The organism is Streptomyces sp. NBC_01214, assembly GCF_026340975.1.
Lineage (GTDB): Bacteria > Actinomycetota > Actinomycetes > Streptomycetales > Streptomycetaceae > Streptomyces.
This window is the reverse complement of record NZ_JAPEOS010000001.1, coordinates 2,474,359-2,493,146: the sequence shown is the minus strand read 5'-3', so window position 1 is coordinate 2,493,146 and position 18,788 is coordinate 2,474,359. Positions and strand designations below refer to the sequence as shown.

The window sequence follows — 18,788 nt, the reverse complement described above, 5'->3', positions numbered from 1 at the left end:
ACCACCTCCCCCACGCGGGGGAGGAACAACACCCGCCCCGCCCGCGGCGCATCACATGCGGCGCGTGACCACCGACAACCGGTCCCGCGCCTCGAACAGCGCCGCCTTGATGACCTGCTCGTGCTCCCCCGTCAGCCGGGCCACCGGCACCGAGCAGCTCACCGCGTCCCGCGCCGGCGTCCGGTACGGCACGGCCACCCCGAAGCAGCGCAGCCCGAGCGTGTTCTCCTCCCGGTCCAGCGCGTACCCCTGCTCCCGCACCAGCGCCAGCTCCTCGATGAGCTGCTCCCGGTCGGTGATGGTGTGCTCGGTGACCGCCTCCAGCCGCCGCGGCAGCAGCGCCCGTACCTCGGCGTCCGCATGCGTGGCGAGCAGCGCCTTGCCGAGTGCCGTCGAGTGCACGGGCAGCCGCCGCCCGACCCGGGTGAAGGGCCGCAGGTAGTGCTGGGACTGCCGGGTGGCGAGGTAGACCACGCTCGTCCCGTCCAGCCGGGCCAGGTGGATGGTCTCGGTCGTCTCGTCGGAGAGCCGGTCCAGGGTGGGCCGGGCCGCGGCGACCACCTCGTCGCCGTCGATGTACGAGCTGCCGACCAGCAGGGCCCGTACGCCGATGCCGTACCGGGTGCCCGTCGCGTCCGTCTCCACCCACCCCAGGTTCACCAGCGTCCGGAGCAGCATGTAGAGGCTGGACTTCGGCAGGGAGAGGTCGTTCTGGATGTCGGCCAGGCTGTGCAGCCCCGGCCGCGCCGCGAAGTGCTCCAGCAGCAGGACGGTCCGCACCGCAGATTTGACCGGCGCCGCCTGGGCGGGGATCCCCGACTCGGTCGTCGTCATACGCCTGCTTCCCCTCTGGTCGCCTCTTGTCACGCCGAGGACGCGGAAATAGAGTCCACAGCAGATGTGATCATTCATCCACCGGAACTGCGTTCAGAATACTGAACGATCCAGGAGGCAGTGGGCCATGACAACGACACCAGTCTGGAGTGTGGACCCCCGCACCGGGAAGCAGCGCGAACAGGTTGCGGTGGAGGCCACACCGGGCGAGGTGGACGAAGCCGTACGGGCCGCCCACGCCGCCCGCGGCCCGCTCGCCGACGCCACCGTGCGCGCCGCCTTCCTGCGCGCCGCCGCCGCACTGCTGGACGAAGCCGCCGCCCACGTGATCGAGGCCGCCGACGCCGAGACCGCCCTCGGCCCGGGCCGGCTCACCGGCGAACTGGCCCGCACCACCGGCCAGCTGCGCGCCTTCGCCGACGCCGTGGACGCCGGGGCCTACCTCGACATCCGGATCGACCGCGCCGACCCCTCCCTCAGCCCGCCGCGCCCCGAACTGCGCCGCTACAAGGTCCCGCTGGGCGTGGTCGCGGTCTACGCCGCCTCCAACTTCCCGCTCGCCTTCTCCGTCCCCGGCGGGGACACCGCGAGCGCGCTCGCCGCCGGCTGCCCGGTGGTCGTCAAGGCGCACCCCGACCACCCCGCCACCTCCGAGCTGTGCGCCTCGCTGCTGCGCCGGGCCGCGGCCCTGACCGGGCTCCCGGCCGACGTGGTGAGCGTGGTCCACGGGTTCGACGCCGGTCTGGAACTGATCCGCCACCCGCTGGTGGCGGCCGCCGGATTCACCGGTTCCATCCGGGGCGGGCGGGCCCTGTTCGACGCGGCGGCCGCCCGGCCCGTGCCCATTCCCTTCCACGGCGAACTGGGCTCCCTCAACCCGGTCGTGGTCACCCCGGCCGCGGCCGCCGAACGTGCCGAGGAGATCGGCGCCGGGCTCGCGGGATCGGTCACCCTCGGCGTCGGCCAGTTCTGCGTGAAGCCCGGCCTGGTGCTGGTCCCCGAGGGCGCGGACGGCGACCGGGTCACCGGCGAACTCACCAAGGCGCTCGGGGAGACCGAGCCCGGCGTGCTGCTCGACCACCGGATGCGGGAGAACTTCGTCTCCGGGGTGCGCGAGCGGGCCGCGCTGCCCGGCGTCGACGCACCCGTGACCCCGGGGTCCGGCGGCGAGCACACCGTCGGGGCGGGCTACCTGACCGTACGGGCCGGACACCTGCTGGAGCGCGGCGCGTACGACGTCCTCCTGGAGGAGTGCTTCGGTCCGGTCACCGTCGTCGTGCGGTACGCCGACCAGGACGAGGCGGGCGCGGTGCTCGGGCTCCTCGGCGGGAACCTGAGCGCCACCCTCCAGCTGTCGGCCGCCGAGACCGAGGGCGCGCCCGGCCCGGCCGCCGAGCTGATCGGGCAGGTCACCGGGCTGGCGGGGCGGATCGTGGTCAACGGCTGGCCGACCGGGGTCGCGGTGGCCCCGGCCCAGCACCACGGCGGCCCCTACCCGGCGGCCACCTCGCACTCCACCTCGGTGGGCGGGACCGCGATCGAGCGCTGGCTGCGGCCGGTGGCCTACCAGTCCGTGCCGGACGCGCTCCTTCCGGCGGAGCTGCGCGAGGCCAACCCGCTGGGGCTGCCGCGCCAGGTCACCGGGGGCTGAGCGGGAACCGGCCGCGCCGGTGTCCCGGCGGCAGGGGCGTGCCGCCCGCCGCCGGGACACCGGACCGCCGGACCGCCGGACCGCCCGACCGCCCGACCGCCGGACCGCCGTGTCAATCGCAGGGCCCGTCCCGAGTCCGTCCGTCGCGGCATGCTGCGCAGCATGCCGAAGCCGCACGGGTTCACGTACGAACGCCACCGGGACGGCTCCGTCGTCACCACCCACCGGGGCCGCACCGCGGCCGCCCTGCGCGCAGCCACCCCCGCAATCAGCACTGAAACATCCCGAAATATCCCGCGAGGGTAAGGGAACGGCAAAGCACCTCCGGTCGTTCTCCGGGCATGACCGCTATGACCCCTGGATCCAACCTGCCGCTCAACGCCGTCCGCGTGACGGTCGACGTGGCTGCGCCGGTACGGCTCGACGTATCGGCCCTGCTCCTGACGGCGGACGGCAAGGTGCGCTCCGACGCCGACTTCATCTTCTTCAACCAGCCCTCCGGTCCCGGTGTCAGCTACCGCTCCGGCGGGGGTGCGGCACCGGACTCGATCACCGTGGACACGGCCGCGCTGCCCCCGGGCATCGAGCGGATCGTGGTCACCGCCAGCCCCGACGCCGCCGGGCAGTCCTTCCAGGGCATCGAGCCCACCGGCACCGTGCGCAACGCCGACGGCGGCGCGGTGATCGCCTCCTTCACCCCGCCGCGGCTGGGCAGCGAGACCGCGCTCGTCGTCGTCGAGGTCTACCAGCGCGGCGGCGTGTGGAAGGTGCGCGCGGTCGGCCAGGGGTACGCCAACGGCCTCGCGGGCATCGCCACCGACTTCGGGGTCTCCGTGGACGAGGAGCCCGCGGCGCCCCAGGCCGTGACCCCGCCCGCACCCCCGGCGCCTCCCGCACCCCCCGCTCCCCAGTCCCCGCCGGTCTCCTACCCGGCCTCCCCCTGGCTCGGCGGCGCCACCACGCCCGCGGCTCCCTCCGCCCCGATCGCCCCCGCGGCGCCCCCCGCACCCGCGGCCCCCGCGCCCGGCTCCGGGAAGATCAACCTCGACAAGGGCCGGGTCACCCTCCAGAAGAACCAGACCGTCTCCCTCGTCAAGGGCGGCCGCCCGCTGCTCTCCCAGGTCAAGATGGGGCTGGGCTGGGAGCCCGCCTTCCGCGGCAAGGACATCGACCTCGACGCCTCCGTCATCGCGTACGGCCCCCAGCGCAACCACATCGACAGCTGCTACTTCGGCAAGCTGTCCATCCTCGGCGGTGCCATCAAGCACTCCGGTGACAACCTCACCGGTGAGGGCGCGGGCGACGACGAGGTGATCGTCGTGGACCTCGGCCGGATCCCCGCCGACGCCACCGGCCTGGTGTTCACGGTCAATTCCTTCTCCGGCCAGAAGTTCACCGAGGTGGCCAAGGCCTACTGCCGTCTCATCGACGCGGCGAGCGGCGAGGAGCTGGTGCGCTTCGACCTGACGAGCGCCGAACCCCAGACCGGCGTGATGATGGCCAAGCTGATCAAGCAGTTCTCCGGCGAGTGGGAGATGACGGCCATGGGCGACTTTGTGAAGTCGCGCACAGTGCGCGGCATGGTCAAGCCCGCCGCGCAAGCACTCTGAGCAGGTGGGCGGGCACATGCGGCCACCGGTACGCGTTGCGGGTGATGGATGCCACGCGTAATCCGCGGGTGGCTGTCAGTGCCCGCCCGTAGCCTTGAAACCATGCACGAGACACTCAACCCCGCGGGGCCCGCCCGCCCGTCCGCCGCAGAGGCGAACGAGGCGATCCGGCGCCTCGTCGAGACCCAGGTGGACGGGGAGTGGCCCTCGGAGGCGTACGAGTTCCTGCTCACCGAGTGGGCCGAGGCCTCGCGCGCGGAGGTTTCCCCGGCCCCGTAGGCGTCCTCTAGGCGTCACGTGCGCCGTCGCGCCGCCGACGTCAACGTCAATGCCAACGCCAACGTCAGTGCGCGCGCCGCCACGGCCCGGTGATGGCGAGCATGATGCCCGGGTCCTGGATGTTGGCGTACAGCGTGCGCCCGTCCGGGGAGAAGCAGACGCCGGTGAATTCGGAGTACTCCGGCGCCTCGGCCGACCCGTTGTTCAGCTCGTTGCGCGCCAGCGGGTAGGTGCGTCCCGACGCCGTCGCGCCGAACAGGTGCTGGAGCCCCGAGCCGTCCTCCGCGATGATCAGGCCGCCGTACGGGGACACGGTGATGTTGTCCGGGCCGTCGTAGCCGCCGTCGACCGACGGGTCGGCGTTGATCCCGATGAGGACGGTGAGCCGGACCGTGCGCCGCTTGGGGTCGTAGAACCAGACCTGGCCGTCGTGGGCCGCGCCCGGGCTCTCCTCACGGGCGTAGGACGAGACGAAGTACGCGCCGCCGTCCGCCCACCACATGCCCTCCAGCTTGCGTCCGCGCGTCACCACACCGTCCGCGAACTGCTTGCGCACCGGTACGGTCCGGGCATCGCGGTCGGGGACGTCCACCCAGTCGACCCCGTACACGGTGCCGATCTTCGTTGCACGCGAGAAGTCGTCGACGAACCGGCCGGAGCTGTCGATGCACTTGGCGGCCTGGAGCACGCCGGCGTCGGCCGCGAGCGTACGGAGCTTGCCGCGCCCGTGGTGGAAGCCGCGGGGCGGGGTCCAGCGGTACAGCAGCCCGTTGGGGCCGGAGGCGTCCTCGGTCAGGTAGGCGTGGCCCTGGCGCGGGTCGATGACCACGGCCTCGTGGTCGTAGCGCCCGAAGGCCTTGACCGGCCGCGGGTCTCGGTTGGCGCGCCGGTCGTGCGGGTCGACCTCGAAGACGTAGCCGTGGTCCTTCGTCATGCCGTTCTTGCCGGCCAGGTCCGAGTTCTCCTCGCAGGTCAGCCAGGTGCCCCAGGGGGTGGCGCCGCCCGCGCAGTTGGTCGACGTACCGGCGATGCCCACCCATTCGGCGACCTCGCCGCCGCGCCGGACCTCGACGACCGTGCACCCGCCGGCCGCGGCCGGGTCGTAGACGAGGCCCTCGGTGAGCGGGACGGGGTGGGCCCAGTTCTCCCGCTTGCCCTTGAGCTCGTGGTTGTTGACGAGGAGGGTGACCCCGCGGTGACCCTCGAAGGCGGCGGTCCCGTCGTGGTTGGACGGGGTGGTCTCGCCGGAGTCCAGTTTGGTGACCCCGCTGTGCGTGATGACGCGGTACGTGAACCCGGCGGGCAGGGCCAGCAGTCCGGCCGGGTCGGGGACGAGCGGGCCGTAGCCGGGCTCGCAGGGCCGCCCGCGCTCGTCGCGTTCGGTGCTGTCCTCGGCGGCGAGCGCCCCCGGGGCGGTGGCGAGGGCACCGACCGTCCCGGTGAGCGCGACTCCCGCTCCGGCGATGACGGTACGAGCGGTGAAGTCTCTACGGCTGAGCGGCATCGGAGCTCCAGGGGTGGGGAGGTGGTGCGCCTGTCGTGCGGTCGTCGGCGCACACGCTCTCGCCCGCACGTGAACGGCGGCTGAACTACCCACCACGAGGAACCGACCCCTTGCCCTGCCCTGGAATGGCCAACTCCGGCCGCAGGAACGGCGCATTGTCGCCACCCTTCCCGGACACCCGGGCCGGGAACCGGTCGAGGGACCGGGTCACCCAGTCGGTCCTGCGATTGCGCCGCGGGCCGCGAGGCGGAAGTCCTTGACCGCCTGGTAGAGGATCCGCTGCCGTTCGGCGTCCTCGACGGGGGAGGCCGGCCCTTCGAGGACGACGGTTTCGGCGGCGCGGTGGACCTCGCGGGCCAGGGTGACGAAGCGGCCCGTCTTCTCGTCGACGTCGGACAGGTCGGGTGCGTCCGGCCGCAGCGCGTCGAGTACGGCGTCCATGGCCATGTCCCGGTCATGGAAGCGCGCCGAGGTAGCCCACGTACGCGTCCGTGCCTGCGCACGGCCGCTCACGATCGCGGCCCCGAGGGTGGTGGCGGAGCCGACGGTGGCGCCCAGCAGCGCGGCACGTCCTGAGTCCGTGGCGCCCGTCGTCTCCGCCGCAGATCACGGGGCAGCCCCCGGGCAGCCCTCCCGCACCGCGCGCCCTGCCCCGCCCCGCCCCGCCCCGCCCCGCCCCGCCGGATCTTGCCGGATGATCCCCGGGTCGTCCGGTGCGGTGCTTCTCCCCCGGCTAGCGCTGGGACGGGCCCCGGGCAGAGTCGCGGGCCGGACCCGGCTAGGCCGGGCGGCGGGAGCGGGTCTTGAAGGCGGCCTTGCGGGCTTCCTTGGCCGCCTTCTTGTCCGGGTGCAGCCGGCCCATCGCCTCCAGGACGTACGCCGTCGCCGGGTGCTCCACCCGCCAGACCTCCTCGAAGAAGCGCGCGTGATGAGCGGTCAGGCTCTCCATCAGGAGCGGCAGTTCCTCCGTCTCCCCGTCGGCGGCGAGCTGCGCCGCGATCGTGTCCACCGTCAGCCAGAACACCATCTCCGGGTCCGGCGCCGGTACGTCGCTCACCCCGCGCTCCGCCAGCCAGACCCGGGCGAGCCCGCCGAGCTCCGGGTCGTCCAGCACCGAGCGGACCGCGGGCTCGGCCTCCGGCCCGGCGGGGGCCAGGGCCTGCTGGCACCGGAGCCGGCGCAGCGGGCCGCCCTCGTCGTCCCCGCGGGCGGCGGCCAGCAGCTCGGCGGCCGCGGCGGGCAGTTCCCGGCCGGCCAGCCACTGCTCGATCTCGGCCTGGGCGGCGTGCTCGGAGTAGAAAGAGACCGCGTCGAGGAGTGCGTCGGCTCCCTTCTCGGCCAGTTCGCCGACGGCGGGGGCATCGACCCCGGCCTCGAGCATCCGGGCCCGGATCCCGTACAGGCCGAGGGGGGTCAGGCGGACCATCCCGTAGCGGGAGACGTCCTCGTCGTCCGCGGCGCTCGCGGTCTCCGGCTCCAGAGGGTCGTCGCCCTCCGCCATGAGCTCCTCGTCGACGGGCCGGAACTCCACCAGCCCGATCGGCTCCAGCTGCCGGAACTGGTCGTCGAGGCGCATCATCGCGTCCGAGACCTGTTCCAGCACGGCATCGGTCGGCTCGCCCATGCCGTCGGGCACGACCATCGACGCGGCGAGCACCGGCAGCGGAACCGGATCGTCCGCGGCCCCGCCCTCGGTGACGGTGAGCAGGTAGAGGTTGGCGAGGACCCCGTCGAGGAGGTCCGCCTCGCGCCCCGGGTTCCAGTCCAGCCGGTCGAAGTCGATCTCGCCGCCCGCGTCCAGCGCGTCGACGAGGTGGTCGAGGTCGGGCACCGCCGCGTCGGCGAGCACCGTGTCCAGCGCCGCCAGCCAGAGGTCGAGTACGTCGCCGGGCGCACCGCTCGTCACCAGCGCGAGGTCCTCACCGGGCGCGGCCGTGCCGAAGCGCTCCTCGTCGCCCTCCCCGCCGTCGTCCTCCGGCTCGGTCACGTCGACCAGGCCGGTGTCCACGGCCACGCGCCAGGCCTGGCTCGCGTACCCGCGGGAGTCCGCGTCTGCGGCGTCGAGGCCGAGCACCGCGGCGGCCTCGGGCAGCTGGTCGGTGGCGAGCTCGCCACCGACGCCGACGCGGGTGTCAGGTCCGGCCCAGCGGGCGAGCCGTACGGCGCGCGCGAACAGCGGGGCGCCGAGGGCGTCGCGGGCCAGCTCCGCGTCGGAGTGCAGCCGTACGGGCGGCAGCGTGGGGTGCGAGTCTGCGGACATGGGGCGGTTCTCCTCGCGGACGCGGTGGGACGGGGTGCAGAGGGGTGTGGCGGGGTGTGGCGGGGTGTGGCGTTGGTGACACCGGCCGCGCTGTCAGCCGGACCGTCATGTGCGCCCGGATTTCGATGACATGGCCGACATGACGGGCAGTGCGGGCACACGGATGTGGCGCAGATGACAGGCGTGGCCTTCGTGCGGCGCTCCAGCCTAGACGCATTTCGGGCGCGTCCGGCGGGCCATCCCCTTTGGTTCATCCCACAGTCAGCTGCCGTATTCCCTGGAGGGCTTGACAACTTTGCTGGCCACACAGGAAATTGACGCGCGTAGATGTACAGGGAGCGGCATGCCTCCCGCAGATCTCACTGCCGCACCCCCCACCTTTTCCCTCTCCCACACCGGAGTTCCCGCCCATGCGCTCCTCGCATCCCCGTTCCGCCGCCGTCGCGGCCCTCGTCGCCACCGCGCTGGCCACCGGCCTGCTCGCGGGCTCCGCCGACGCGGCCGAAGGCGCCGTGTCCGCCGATCCGATACGCATCCACGACATTCAGGGCACCACCCGGATATCCCCGCTCAACGGCAAGCAGGTCACGGACGTCGAGGGCATCGTGACGGGCGTGCGCACGTACGGCTCGCGCGGCTTCTGGATCCAGGACCCGAACGCCGACGACAACGACGCCACCAGTGAGGGCGTCTTCGTCTTCACCAACGCCGTCCCGACCGTCGCCGCGGGCGACGCGGTCAAGGTCTCCGGCACCGTCGGCGAGTACATCCCCGGCGGCGTGAACTCCGGCAACCAGTCGGTGACCCAGATCTCCAAGCCGACGGTGACCGTGGTCTCCTCCGGCAACGCGCTGCCCGAGGCCACCGCGATCAACGAGTACTCGGTGCCCGCCGAGTACGCCCCGGCCGGCGACCCGGCCGCCGGCGGCAGCATCAACGGCCTGACCCTGGAGCCCTCGCGCTACGCCCTCGACCACTACGAGTCGCTGGAGGGCATGAACGTCAAGATCGGCACCTCCCGCGTGGTCGGCGCCACCGACCCGTACTCGGAGCTGTGGGTCACGGTGAAGGGCTGGGAGAACACCGCCAAGCGCGGTGGGACCATCTACGGCTCCTACGAGTCCCAGAACACCGGCCGCCTGCAGATCCAGCAGCTCGCGCCCATCGCGCAGCAGCCCTTCCCGGTGGCCAACGTCGGCGACCGGCTGACCGGCACCACCGAAGGCCCGCTGGACTTCAACCAGTTCGGCGGCTACACGCTGGTGGCCCGCACCCTCGGCACCGTCAAGGCGGGCACCCTCGCCCCCGAGAAGACCAAGCCGCAGGCCGAGCAGGAGCTCGCGGTGGCCACGTACAACGTCGAGAACCTCGACCCGACCGACCCGCAGGAGAAGTTCGACGCGCTGGCGAAGGCGGTCGTCGAGAACCTGGCCGCCCCCGACGTCCTCGCCCTGGAGGAGATCCAGGACGACAACGGCGCCAAGAACGACGGCACCGTCTCGGCCGAGCAGACCCTCACCAAGTTCACCGCTGCGATCAAGGCCGCCGGCGGCCCGGCCTACCAGTGGCGGACCATCAACCCGGAGGACAAGAAGGACGGCGGCGAGCCCGGCGGCAACATCCGTCAGGTGTTCCTCTACAACCCGGCGCGGGTCTCCTTCACCGAGCGCGCCCCGGGTGACGCGGTGACCGCGACCGGCGTGACCAAGGTGAACGGCAAGGCCGCCCTGACCCACTCCCCCGGCCGCGTCGACCCCGCCAACCCGGCGTGGGCGGACAGCCGCAAGCCCCTCGCCGGCGAGTTCGTCTTCCGCGGCAAGACGGTCTTCGTGATCGCCAACCACTTCGGCTCCAAGGGCGGCGACGAGGGCCTGACCTCGCACCACCAGCCGCCGGTCCGCTCCTCGGAGACCAAGCGACTGCTCCAGGCGCAGGCCGTGAACGGCTTCGTGAAGCAGATCCTGGCGGAGGACAAGAACGCCAACGTCCTGGTCCTCGGCGACATCAACGACTTCGAGTTCTCGGCGACGACGGACGCGCTGGCGGACGGCGGGGCGCTGTACCCGGCGATCAAGTCGCTGCCGAAGGCGGAGCGCTACTCGTACGTCTACCAGGGCAACGCGCAGGTGCTGGACCAGATCCTGACCAGCCCGGCGATCAAGAAGTTCACGTACGACAGCGTGCACATCAACGCGGAGTTCGCGGCGCAGAACAGCGACCACGACCCGCAGGTGCTGCGCTTCCGCCCGTAACCCCTCGGGGCCCGCAGCTGTAGGGGGTCCGGCCGGTGTCCCGGCCGGACCCCCTGCCACAATCCCGCCATGATCTTCCGTGAGGCCACCCGCCAGGACCTGCCCGCCGTACTCGCCCTGCTCGCCGACGAGGACTCGGTCGTCGACCCGGCCCGGGTCGTGATCGGCGAGGCGCACGAGCGGGCCTTCGCCGCGATCGAGGCGGACCCGCGCAACGAGATCCTCGTCCTCACGGACGGGGCGGGCGAGGCGGGCGGTGCGGGCGGGGTCGTCCTCGGCTGTCTCCAGCTCACGTACGTCCCGGGCCTGGGCCAGAACGGGCAGGAGCGGGCACTGGTGGAAGCGGTACGGGTCCGCGCGGACCGGCGGGACGCGGGACTCGGCGCCGAACTGATGCGGCTCGCCATCGAGCGGGCCCGCGGGCGCGGCTGCGGCCTGGTCCAGCTGACCAGCAACAAGCGTCGGACGGCCGCGCACCGGTTCTACGAGCGACTGGGCTTCGCACGCAGCCACGAGGGCTTCAAGCTGCACCTGGAGCCGTAACGGCGCCTTCTCGGACAAGCTAGGGACTTTCGGCCCTGGCGTGACGCTCGACACATCCCTACCGAATCGCCCGGTTGTGGTGGTTGAGTATTTCCACGCTCGATCTTGTTACCGGCTCGTACCGACCGCACCCCCCGGAGGATCCTCGTGTTGCCCTCCATCTCCCTCGCTCAGGAAATCGGCCTCGCCGTCCTGCTCGTGGCCGCGATCGTCTGGCTCACCGGCCTCCGCCGCATGCGGGAGGACGGCCACTTCCCCTACTCGGGTCCCGCCGCCGAGGGCCTGCCGATGATCCCGTCCCAGCGCGGCTCCACCGCGCACCCGATGGAGTCGGTGGAGCTGACCGAGGCGGAGAAGCAGGCCTTCGCGGGCCTGGTCCGCACGATCTCCCCGACCTGAGCTGAGCTGACCTGACCCGACCGGAGCTGACCTGACCGCCCGCGGGAACGGATGCAGGGGGATGATGTCCGATTTCCTGGGGCCGCTGGAGTTGATCGGGGGCCGATGGGCGATCGGTGACCCGAAGCGGAAGCGCCGTTCACATCTGGTCCTCACCGCCGAAGGCATGGAGCACCACAAGGACGGGGCGGCCGAGCCGCGCGCCGTCATCCCCTGGGGCAGGTTCATGGGGCTGGGCGTGAACGCGACCACGCGGGCGTGGATGGCCACCCGCGCCGGGGGCGTGCTGGAGCTGGCCTCGACCTCCGCGCAGATCGGCGGCCGCAGCGCGTGCTCCGCGTCGGCGACCCTGCGTCACCCGTACGAGAACTGGTCGGTCAACTACACCCACCACGAACGCGCCTACACGGGTTCCCACGTCTTCCTCCTGGACCGACTCATCGGGCAGGTGTCCGACGCGAAGGCGCTGCACCGCTTGGGCGATCCGGATTGGCTGGGCGCGGCGGTGGCCGAGCTGGCGCCGTTCCGCGTCCGGTGGGCCGCCACGGCGGTGCGGCGCGTGCGCGAGGTCGTCGAGGACCTCGGCACCTGACGGCCTACGACCGGCGGCGGCCCCGAGAAACACGAAGAGCGCCTTCCCCGGCCTGGGGAGGGCGCTCTTCGACGTGGCAGGGCGTCAGTTGTGGCTGTGCAGGACCTCGTTCAGGCCGCCCCAGGTCGCCTTGTACGGGCGGGCCTCGACGGCGCCGGTCACCGAGTTGCGGCGGAAGAGGATGTTGTTGGCGCCGGAGAGCTCCAGGGCCTTGACGATCTGGCCGTCCGGCAGGGTCACGCGGGTGCCCGCGGTCACGTAGAGGCCGGCCTCGACGACGCACTCGTCGCCCAGCGCGATGCCCACGCCCGCCTCGGCGCCGATCAGGGTGCGCTCGCCGATCGAGATGATCTGCTTGCCGCCGCCCGAGAGGGTGCCCATGGTGGAGGCGCCGCCGCCGATGTCGGAGCCGTCGCCGACCACGACGCCCGCGGAGATGCGGCCCTCGACCATGGAGGTGCCGAGGGTGCCGGCGTTGAAGTTGACGAAGCCCTCGTGCATGACGGTGGTGCCCTCGGCGAGGTGCGCGCCGAGGCGGACGCGGTCCGCGTCGGCGATGCGCACGCCCTTGGGGGCGACGTAGTCCGTCATCCGCGGGAACTTGTCGATCGAGGTGACCTGGAGGTGCAGGCCCTCGGCGCGCGCGTTGAGGCGGACGGTCTCGACCTGGTCGACGGCGACCGGGCCCAGCGAGGTCCAGGCGACGTTCGTGAGCAGGCCGAAGACGCCGTCGAGGTTCTGGCCGTGCGGCTTGACCAGGCGGTGGCTGAGCAGGTGCAGGCGCAGGTACGCGTCGTGCGCGTCCAGCGGCTTGTCCTCCAGGGAGGAGATGACCGTGCGGACGGCTACGACCTCGACGCCGCGGACCGCGTCCGTGCGGATCGCCTTGGCCGCTGCGGCGCCCAGCAGCTCCACGGCCCGGTCGGCGGTGAGGCGCTCGGTGCCGGCCGGGCCGGGCTCGGCGACCAGCTCGGGGGCGGGGAACCAGGTGTCGAGGACGGTGCCGTCGGCGGTGAGGGTGGCAAGTCCGGCGGCGACGGCGCCGGTGGTACGCGTAGCAGTCATATCCGAAACCTAACCGGCGACGGCCTTCGGTTGCGAACCGGTCTCATGTGCCGGTCGCGCGGGTCGCCGCACTCCCCGCGCACCCGTGACCAGCACGATCCCCCCGGCGGCCGTGCCGAGCGCCGCGCACAGCGGCCACAGCAGCTCCGGCGCGGTGTCGTACAAGGCTCCTCCGAGGGGCGCGGCGAGGACGAAGCCGCTGATGGACACGCCCGCGTACAGGCTCTGGAACCGGCCGATGGCGTGGTCGGGCGACTCGTCCGCGACGTACGCCATGGCGGTGGTCTTGTAGAGGATCTCACCGAGGGTGAGCAGGACCATCATCGCGACGGCCGTTGCGGTACCGACGCCGAGCATCAGCATCGCGTAGCCGCCGCCCACCAGCACCAGCCCGCTGCCGATGACGTGCAGCGGGGAGCGGTGGCGCAGGGCGAGGGCGGCGGGGATCTCCAGCAGCAGGATGACGCCGCAGTTGACCGCGATGAGCCAACCGTACGCACGGGTGTCCAGACCGTGGTCGGCGAGGTAGACGGGGAAGGTCGTGAGGTGCTGCCGGTAGACGACGTCGATGACGACGATCGCACCGAGCAGGACCAGTACGGCCGGCCGCGCACGCAATTCCCGCCACAGCCCTCCGCGGCCCAGACCCCCGTCCGGGGCCGCGGAAGGGGCGGTGGCAGCCCTGGCCGGAACGACCCGGGCGGTCCAGAGGGCGAAGAAGAGGGTGCCGAGTCCGTCCGCGACGAAGAGCCAGTCGTAGGAGAGTCCGGTCGCGATGAGGGCCCCGAGCGGTCCGCCCACTGCGAAGCCTCCGTTGGACAGGCAACGGGTGACGGCGAAGGCCTGGCGACGAGAACCTTCCGGCACCGTGACGGCGACCAGTGCGGAGTTGGCGGCGCGGATCACCCCGGAGGCGTACTGGGCGAGCGGCAGGAGGAGGGTCAGCAGGCCGGTGGTGGCCGCCGGCAGGGCGATGAGGGCGGATCCGCCGAGAGCCGAAGCGGTGAGCAGCACCCGGCGGTGGCCGAACCGGTCGCCGTACCAGCCGCCGGTGAAGTTGCCGGCGACCAGGCCGATGCCGCCGATGCCGACGATGAGGCCCGCCTGGGTGGCTCCGAGGCCGCGCGGGCCGGTCAGGTAGAGGAAGACGAAGACGACGGTGAAGCTGGCGACGGTGTTGACGAAGATCCCCGCAGCCAGCAGCCACACGACCCGCGGTACGTCCTTGAACCCCTGCAGCACACCCGTGCCCCCTTGCCAGACTAGTAAGTTCCCTTTGGGAACGGACTATGTCAGCATGGCAGCCTTGGGTCAACGGACGAAGGAGTTCCCATGGCCCAGCGCACACACCTCGGCGACGCGGACTGCGCCATCGCCCAGGCCCTCGACGTGGTGGGCGACTGGTGGACGCTGCTGATCGTGCGCGACGCCGCGCGCGGTCTGCACCGCTTCGACGAGCTCCAGCGCGAGTTGGGGATGTCCCGCAAGGTACTGGCGGAACGGCTGAAACTGCTCGTCGAGGCCGGGGTGCTGTCGCGCGAGCCGTACCAGGAACGCCCGGTGCGGCACGAGTACCGGCTGACCCCGCGCGGGCGGGGGCTGCTGCCCGTCTTGGTTGCCCTCCAGGACTGGGGAGACACCTGGGTCCTGGGAGAGGGAGAGATGACGGCGACGACCGACGAGGCCTCGCGCGAGGCGGAACGGGTGCACGCACTGCGCGGCACGCGCGTGCCGCCACTGCTACTGCCGGACCGTTTCGGCGAACTGAGCGACCCGGTGGCGGACACCCCGTTCACGGTCCTGTACTGCTTCCCGGGCGCGTACGCGCGCGCCGAGTCCTACCCGCCCGACTGGGCCGGGATCCCGGGCGCCAGGGGCTGCACGTTCGAGTCGTGCACCTACCGCGACCAGCTCGCGGAGTTCACCGCGGCCGGTGCCACCGTGCACGGGGTGTCGACCCAGCGCCCGGACGAGCAGCGGGAGTTCGCGGAGCAGGAGCGGCTGCGGTTCCCGCTCCTGTCGGACGCGGATCTGGCGCTGACGGCCGCGCTGCGCCTGCCGACGTTCCGCGCGGCGGGCACGAGCCGGATCAAGCGGCTGACGCTCGTCATCGACCGCGACCGCACGGTCCGCGAGGTGATCTACCCGATCCAGGACATCGAGGCGAGCGTGCGGGCGGCCCTCGCGGCGGTACGCTCCGCGGGCTGAACGGGCCGGGCCAGTCGGGCGGGCCGGCCGGTTGGGGCCGGCCGGTTGGGGTCGGCCGGTTGGGGTCGAGCAGCCGGAGGAGCCGCTCCCCCCACCCCTCGCGACCGGGCCCACACCGCCGGCGCCCACGACCCAGGCCCCGGCGGGTCCCGAACGGCAGCGCCGCGCCTACGACGGCCGCAGCACCCGCCTCAGGACCTCCCGGGCGTACTCCTCGTCGTACGCGGCGTCCGTCAGCAGGACCTGCAGGCCGATCCCGTCCATGGCCGCCACCAGTGCCCGCGCGGTCATCGGGTCGGTCCGCGGGGCCAGTGCCGCCGACACCGCCTCGCACCACTGCGCCGCCACCGGCCGCAGCGCCGGGCGGCGCAGGGCCGCGAGGTAGAGCTCGTACTCCAGCTCGACCCGGCCCCGGTCCGCCGCCAGGAGCTCCCCGAGCAGGCGGGCCAGGACCCCGGCGAGGTCCGCGTCCGGGTCGGCCAGTGCGGCCGAGCGCGCCACCGCCTGCGCGAAGCCCTCGTTGGTCTGGCGCAGGGCGGCGACCAGCAGGTCGTCCAGCGTCTTGAAGTGGTACGTCGTCGACCCGAGCGGTACGTCGGCCTCCGCGGCGGCGCTGCGGTGGGTCAGTCCCGCGATGCCCCGCTCGCCGACGACCCGCAGCGCCGCGTCGATGATCCGCTGCCGCCGGTCCGGGTCGTAGCGACGCACACCGGGGGACATCAGTGGGCCCCGCCGAGGTTCAGCAGGACCACGCCGCCGATCACCAGGGCGATCCCGGCGATCTTGGCGGCGGTGGCCGCCTCCCCCAGGAACACCATGCCTATGGCGGCGATCGCGGCGGTGCCGACGCCCGCCCATATCGCGTAGGCCGTGCCGACCGACATCGACTTCAGCGTCTGCGCGAGCAGGGTGAAGGCGATGACGTAGCCCAGCAGGGTGCCCAGCGACGGCCACAGCTTCGTGAAGCCGTCGCTGTACTTCATGGCGGTGGTTCCGGCGACCTCTGCGGCGATGGCCGCGGCAAGCATGACGTAAGGCATGCGTACAACTGTACACAGTGATGCGTACGCGCGTACACACTGACAGGCCGACGGACACACCAACGGACGCACACACGTGCGCAGGTGCGCACGTGCGCATCGATGCCGCATCCAGGCGTCAGCCCAGCGTGAACCAGGCCGCGCGGGCCTTCTTCCACTCCGCGTGCGTCAGGTCCTTGGCCTCGGTGCCGTCCCCGTACAGGTCCGCGGAACCGCTGTCCGTGATCAGCTGCACCCGGGCGCCCGGAACCGTCAGGTCCGGCACCTCCACGATGGCCTCCCAGCCGCCGGGGTCGGTGGTCGGCAGGTCCGCCCGCTTGACCGGCGCGTGGCCGGGGACGCCGTCCCACTGGTAGAGGGCGTACGGGTCGGAGTTGTCGTCCGCGGCCCAGGAGCCGGCCAGGATCAGGTACTGCCCGGCCGCGTTCTTGCGGATGTCCCGGACGGAGAGCCCGCCGAGGTCCAGCTCGATGCCCGCGCCGAAGGTGGCCTTGGCCCCGCTCGCCAGGACCTGGTCGAAGTTGGTGACGGGCACGATCAGGGCCTTGCCGCCCGGCACGACCGGCGCCAGCGGGGCCCGGAAGCCCACGTAGGCGGTGGTGGTCGAGCCCGGCGCGAACTCCAGGCCCTCCACGTTGAACCCGTCGATCTGCTTCGGCGCTTCCCCGGCGGCAGTGCCCGCCGCGAAGCCGTACTTGTTCCCGTTCGCCTTGTCCCAGGCCACCAGGTCGTCACGGAGCTTCTTGTACGAGCGCCCGTACGCCAGCTGCGTGCCCGCGCCGGAGCCGCTCACCGTGGTGGTGAAGACCGTGTTCCGGGGCGCCTTGTACTCGCCGTCCTTGTTGTTGCCGAGCGAGCCGGTCCAGTAGATGGTGTCGCCGATCCGGGTCGCCCCCTCGATGTCCACCTCCTTGCTGACGCCGAGCTGCGAGCTGAAGTCCCAGGTCTTGACCGGCGCGCCGGAACGGGAGCGGTCGTACAGGCGCAGCACGTTGGACTCGTCGTCGGCCACCACCGCGTACCCGCCGCCCACGTCCACGGCGGCCGAGGCGTCCGCGGATCCCGTGAGGTACCGCGCGTCGGCCGGGTTCTGCACGGCGGCCGAAGCCGCGTAGGACAGCGTCTTGGTGGCGGTCTTGCCGCCCAGCCCGGTGACCTTGACGGTGAGGTTGGTGTAGCCGCGGCCGCGCGCGGCGACGGCCAGCTGCCGCACCGCCCCGGCGCCGGTGACCGTCACGTCCTCGGTGCCGGCGACCGAAGGCTTGCTCGACGCGGACGCGCTGACGGTGAGCGCGGACGCGTCGGCCCCGCTCTGGCCGACGGTGACGTTCACGACCGGGTCACCGGTCGCGCCGACGGCCCCCGACAGGTAGGAGGCGGAGAGTGCGATCGTCGGCGTCCCGTACGTCACGGCCTGCGCGGGCACGGTCAGCGCGGCGACCAGCAGGGCGGCGGCGCCGGCGGTCCCTGCGGCGAAGCGAACGGTCACGGAAGGTCCTCTCGTCTACGGCGTCACGTCGTGACGGCCGTCGAGAAGATTCGGCCACGGTGGACAACTCCCGGTGCACACCACCCGTCCACCCGGAGAACAGCGTTCCGGAAATCCGCCGCGCCCGCCATCGGGCCAGAGAACCAGCAGGTCAGAGGGGGTGGCCCGAGAACACCGCGGAAACCCGAGGGCCCCCGGCACGGATGTGCCGGGGGCCCTCGGTCAAGCAGGGGGTCGAGCGGTGATCAGACGTTGAAGCCGAGCGCGCGGAGCTGCTCGCGACCGTCGTCCGTGATCTTGTCCGGGCCCCACGGCGGCATCCAGACCCAGTTGATGCGCAGTTCGCTGACGATGCCGTCCGTCGCCGACTTCGCCTGGTCCTCGATGACGTCCGTCAGCGGGCAGGCCGCCGAGGTCAGGGTCATGTCGAGGGTGGCGATGTTCGCGTCGTCGATGTGGATGCCGTAGATCAGGCCCAGGTTGACGACGTCGATGCCCAGCTCGGGGTCGACCACGTCGTAGAGGGCCTCGCGGACCTCTTCCTCGGTGGCCGGCTTGATCGACGCCTCGGGCGTCGCGTTCTCGGTCATGCCGTCTTCCTCTCCGCGCCGCCCAGAGCCTGGGCCGTCGCGTCCTTCCACGCCATCCAGCTCAGCAGTGCACACTTCACACGAGCCGGGTACTTCGAGACGCCGACGAACGCGACCGCGTCCTCCAGCACCTCCTCCATGGCCTCGTCGGGCTCGATCTTGCCCTTGGACTGCATCATCTCCAGGAAGACTGCCTGGATCTTCTGCGCCTCGGCCAGTTCCTTGCCCACGAGCAGCTCGTTCAGTACGGACGCGCTGGCCTGGCTGATGGAGCAGCCCTGGCCCTCGTAGGAGACGTCGGTCAGCGTCTCGCCGTCGTACTTCACGCGCAGCGTGATCTCGTCACCGCACGTCGGATTGACGTGGTGCACCTCGGCGTCGCCGTCGCGCAGGCCACGCCCGTGCGGGTGCTTGTAGTGGTCCAGGATCAGTTCCTGGTACATCGAATCCAGCTTCACTGCGTCCTCGTCGC

19 protein-coding genes are annotated in these 18,788 nt (G+C 72.3%); 8 read left to right on the top strand and 11 right to left on the bottom strand.

Annotated features, from left to right (window positions below):
* Positions 1 to 51: 51 nt before the first annotated feature.
* Complete coding sequence (locus OG594_RS11940; RefSeq protein ID WP_266597991.1) at positions 52 to 834, bottom strand: IclR family transcriptional regulator; 783 nt, start codon at positions 832 to 834, stop codon at positions 52 to 54.
* 127 nt (positions 835 to 961) lie between these two features.
* On the opposite strand from OG594_RS11940, the gene OG594_RS11935 reads away from it, so the two are divergent.
* The 3 genes from OG594_RS11935 to OG594_RS11925 all read left to right on the top strand — a co-directional run bounded on the left by OG594_RS11935 (position 962) and on the right by OG594_RS11925 (position 4,374).
* On the top strand, positions 962 to 2,485 hold the full coding sequence (locus tag OG594_RS11935) for an aldehyde dehydrogenase (NADP(+)) (protein WP_266597989.1): 1,524 nt from the start codon (positions 962 to 964) through the stop codon (positions 2,483 to 2,485).
* 350 nt (positions 2,486 to 2,835) lie between these two features.
* Entirely contained in the window at positions 2,836 to 4,095 is a 1,260-nt protein-coding gene (locus tag OG594_RS11930; protein ID WP_266597987.1) for a TerD family protein, read from the top strand.
* 102 nt (positions 4,096 to 4,197) lie between these two features.
* Complete coding sequence (locus tag OG594_RS11925) at positions 4,198 to 4,374, top strand: hypothetical protein (RefSeq protein ID WP_266597985.1); 177 nt, start codon at positions 4,198 to 4,200, stop codon at positions 4,372 to 4,374.
* 64 nt (positions 4,375 to 4,438) lie between these two features.
* Here OG594_RS11925 and OG594_RS11920 read toward each other — a convergent pair whose 3' ends face one another.
* From OG594_RS11920 to OG594_RS11910, 3 genes are all read right to left on the bottom strand, one after another.
* The gene (locus tag OG594_RS11920) at positions 4,439 to 5,878 is read right to left on the bottom strand and encodes an alkaline phosphatase PhoX (RefSeq protein ID WP_266597983.1); all 1,440 of its coding nucleotides are present in this window, start codon (positions 5,876 to 5,878) and stop codon (positions 4,439 to 4,441) included.
* Positions 5,879 to 6,085: 207 nt separating this feature from the next.
* The gene (locus OG594_RS11915; RefSeq protein WP_266597981.1) at positions 6,086 to 6,325 is read right to left on the bottom strand and encodes a hypothetical protein; all 240 of its coding nucleotides are present in this window, start codon (positions 6,323 to 6,325) and stop codon (positions 6,086 to 6,088) included.
* A gap of 331 nt (positions 6,326 to 6,656) precedes the next feature.
* Positions 6,657 to 8,138 carry a hypothetical protein gene (locus OG594_RS11910; RefSeq protein ID WP_266597979.1) on the bottom strand — a complete coding sequence of 494 codons (1,482 nt, stop codon included), beginning with the start codon at positions 8,136 to 8,138 and terminating at the stop codon, positions 6,657 to 6,659.
* A gap of 410 nt (positions 8,139 to 8,548) precedes the next feature.
* Here OG594_RS11910 and OG594_RS11905 point away from each other — a divergent pair, with 410 nt between their 5' ends.
* From OG594_RS11905 to OG594_RS11890, 4 genes are all read left to right on the top strand, one after another.
* Positions 8,549 to 10,390, top strand: a complete 1,842-nt coding sequence (locus tag OG594_RS11905) for an endonuclease/exonuclease/phosphatase family protein (RefSeq protein ID WP_266597977.1) — start codon at positions 8,549 to 8,551, stop codon at positions 10,388 to 10,390.
* Between the two features lie 69 nt (positions 10,391 to 10,459).
* On the top strand, positions 10,460 to 10,933 hold the full coding sequence (locus tag OG594_RS11900) for a GNAT family N-acetyltransferase (RefSeq protein ID WP_266597975.1): 474 nt from the start codon (positions 10,460 to 10,462) through the stop codon (positions 10,931 to 10,933).
* Between the two features lie 147 nt (positions 10,934 to 11,080).
* Positions 11,081 to 11,332: a hypothetical protein gene (locus OG594_RS11895; protein ID WP_266597973.1), complete on the top strand. Its 252-nt coding sequence runs from the start codon at positions 11,081 to 11,083 to the stop codon at positions 11,330 to 11,332.
* Positions 11,333 to 11,393: 61 nt separating this feature from the next.
* A complete protein-coding gene (locus OG594_RS11890) occupies positions 11,394 to 11,924 on the top strand; it encodes a hypothetical protein (protein ID WP_266597971.1) in 531 nt (176 codons plus the stop codon).
* A gap of 84 nt (positions 11,925 to 12,008) precedes the next feature.
* On the opposite strand, the gene dapD is transcribed toward OG594_RS11890, so the two are convergent.
* Together dapD and OG594_RS11880 are read right to left on the bottom strand one after the other, a co-directional pair.
* On the bottom strand, positions 12,009 to 12,989 hold the full coding sequence (gene dapD, locus OG594_RS11885) for a 2,3,4,5-tetrahydropyridine-2,6-dicarboxylate N-succinyltransferase (protein WP_266597969.1): 981 nt from the start codon (positions 12,987 to 12,989) through the stop codon (positions 12,009 to 12,011).
* Between the two features lie 9 nt (positions 12,990 to 12,998).
* Positions 12,999 to 14,228: an MFS transporter gene (locus OG594_RS11880; RefSeq protein ID WP_266602834.1), complete on the bottom strand. Its 1,230-nt coding sequence runs from the start codon at positions 14,226 to 14,228 to the stop codon at positions 12,999 to 13,001.
* A gap of 93 nt (positions 14,229 to 14,321) precedes the next feature.
* Here OG594_RS11880 and OG594_RS11875 point away from each other — a divergent pair, with 93 nt between their 5' ends.
* Complete coding sequence (locus tag OG594_RS11875) at positions 14,322 to 15,197, top strand: winged helix-turn-helix transcriptional regulator (protein ID WP_266597967.1); 876 nt, start codon at positions 14,322 to 14,324, stop codon at positions 15,195 to 15,197.
* 168 nt (positions 15,198 to 15,365) lie between these two features.
* On the opposite strand, the gene OG594_RS11870 is transcribed toward OG594_RS11875, so the two are convergent.
* The 5 genes from OG594_RS11870 to sufU all read right to left on the bottom strand — a co-directional run bounded on the left by OG594_RS11870 (position 15,366) and on the right by sufU (position 18,774).
* Positions 15,366 to 15,917, bottom strand: a complete 552-nt coding sequence (locus OG594_RS11870) for a TetR/AcrR family transcriptional regulator (RefSeq protein WP_266597965.1) — start codon at positions 15,915 to 15,917, stop codon at positions 15,366 to 15,368.
* Positions 15,917 to 16,237 carry a multidrug efflux SMR transporter gene (locus OG594_RS11865; RefSeq protein WP_189735897.1) on the bottom strand — a complete coding sequence of 107 codons (321 nt, stop codon included), beginning with the start codon at positions 16,235 to 16,237 and terminating at the stop codon, positions 15,917 to 15,919. Before OG594_RS11865 ends, OG594_RS11870 begins: the two co-directional genes overlap by 1 nt.
* 118 nt (positions 16,238 to 16,355) lie before the next feature.
* On the bottom strand, positions 16,356 to 17,684 hold the full coding sequence (locus tag OG594_RS11860; RefSeq protein WP_266602832.1) for a hypothetical protein: 1,329 nt from the start codon (positions 17,682 to 17,684) through the stop codon (positions 16,356 to 16,358).
* A gap of 287 nt (positions 17,685 to 17,971) precedes the next feature.
* Entirely contained in the window at positions 17,972 to 18,316 is a 345-nt protein-coding gene (locus OG594_RS11855) for a metal-sulfur cluster assembly factor (protein WP_030009139.1), read from the bottom strand.
* The gene (gene sufU, locus OG594_RS11850; RefSeq protein ID WP_030009138.1) at positions 18,313 to 18,774 is read right to left on the bottom strand and encodes a Fe-S cluster assembly sulfur transfer protein SufU; all 462 of its coding nucleotides are present in this window, start codon (positions 18,772 to 18,774) and stop codon (positions 18,313 to 18,315) included. Before sufU ends, OG594_RS11855 begins: the two co-directional genes overlap by 4 nt.
* Positions 18,775 to 18,788: the final 14 nt, after the last annotated feature.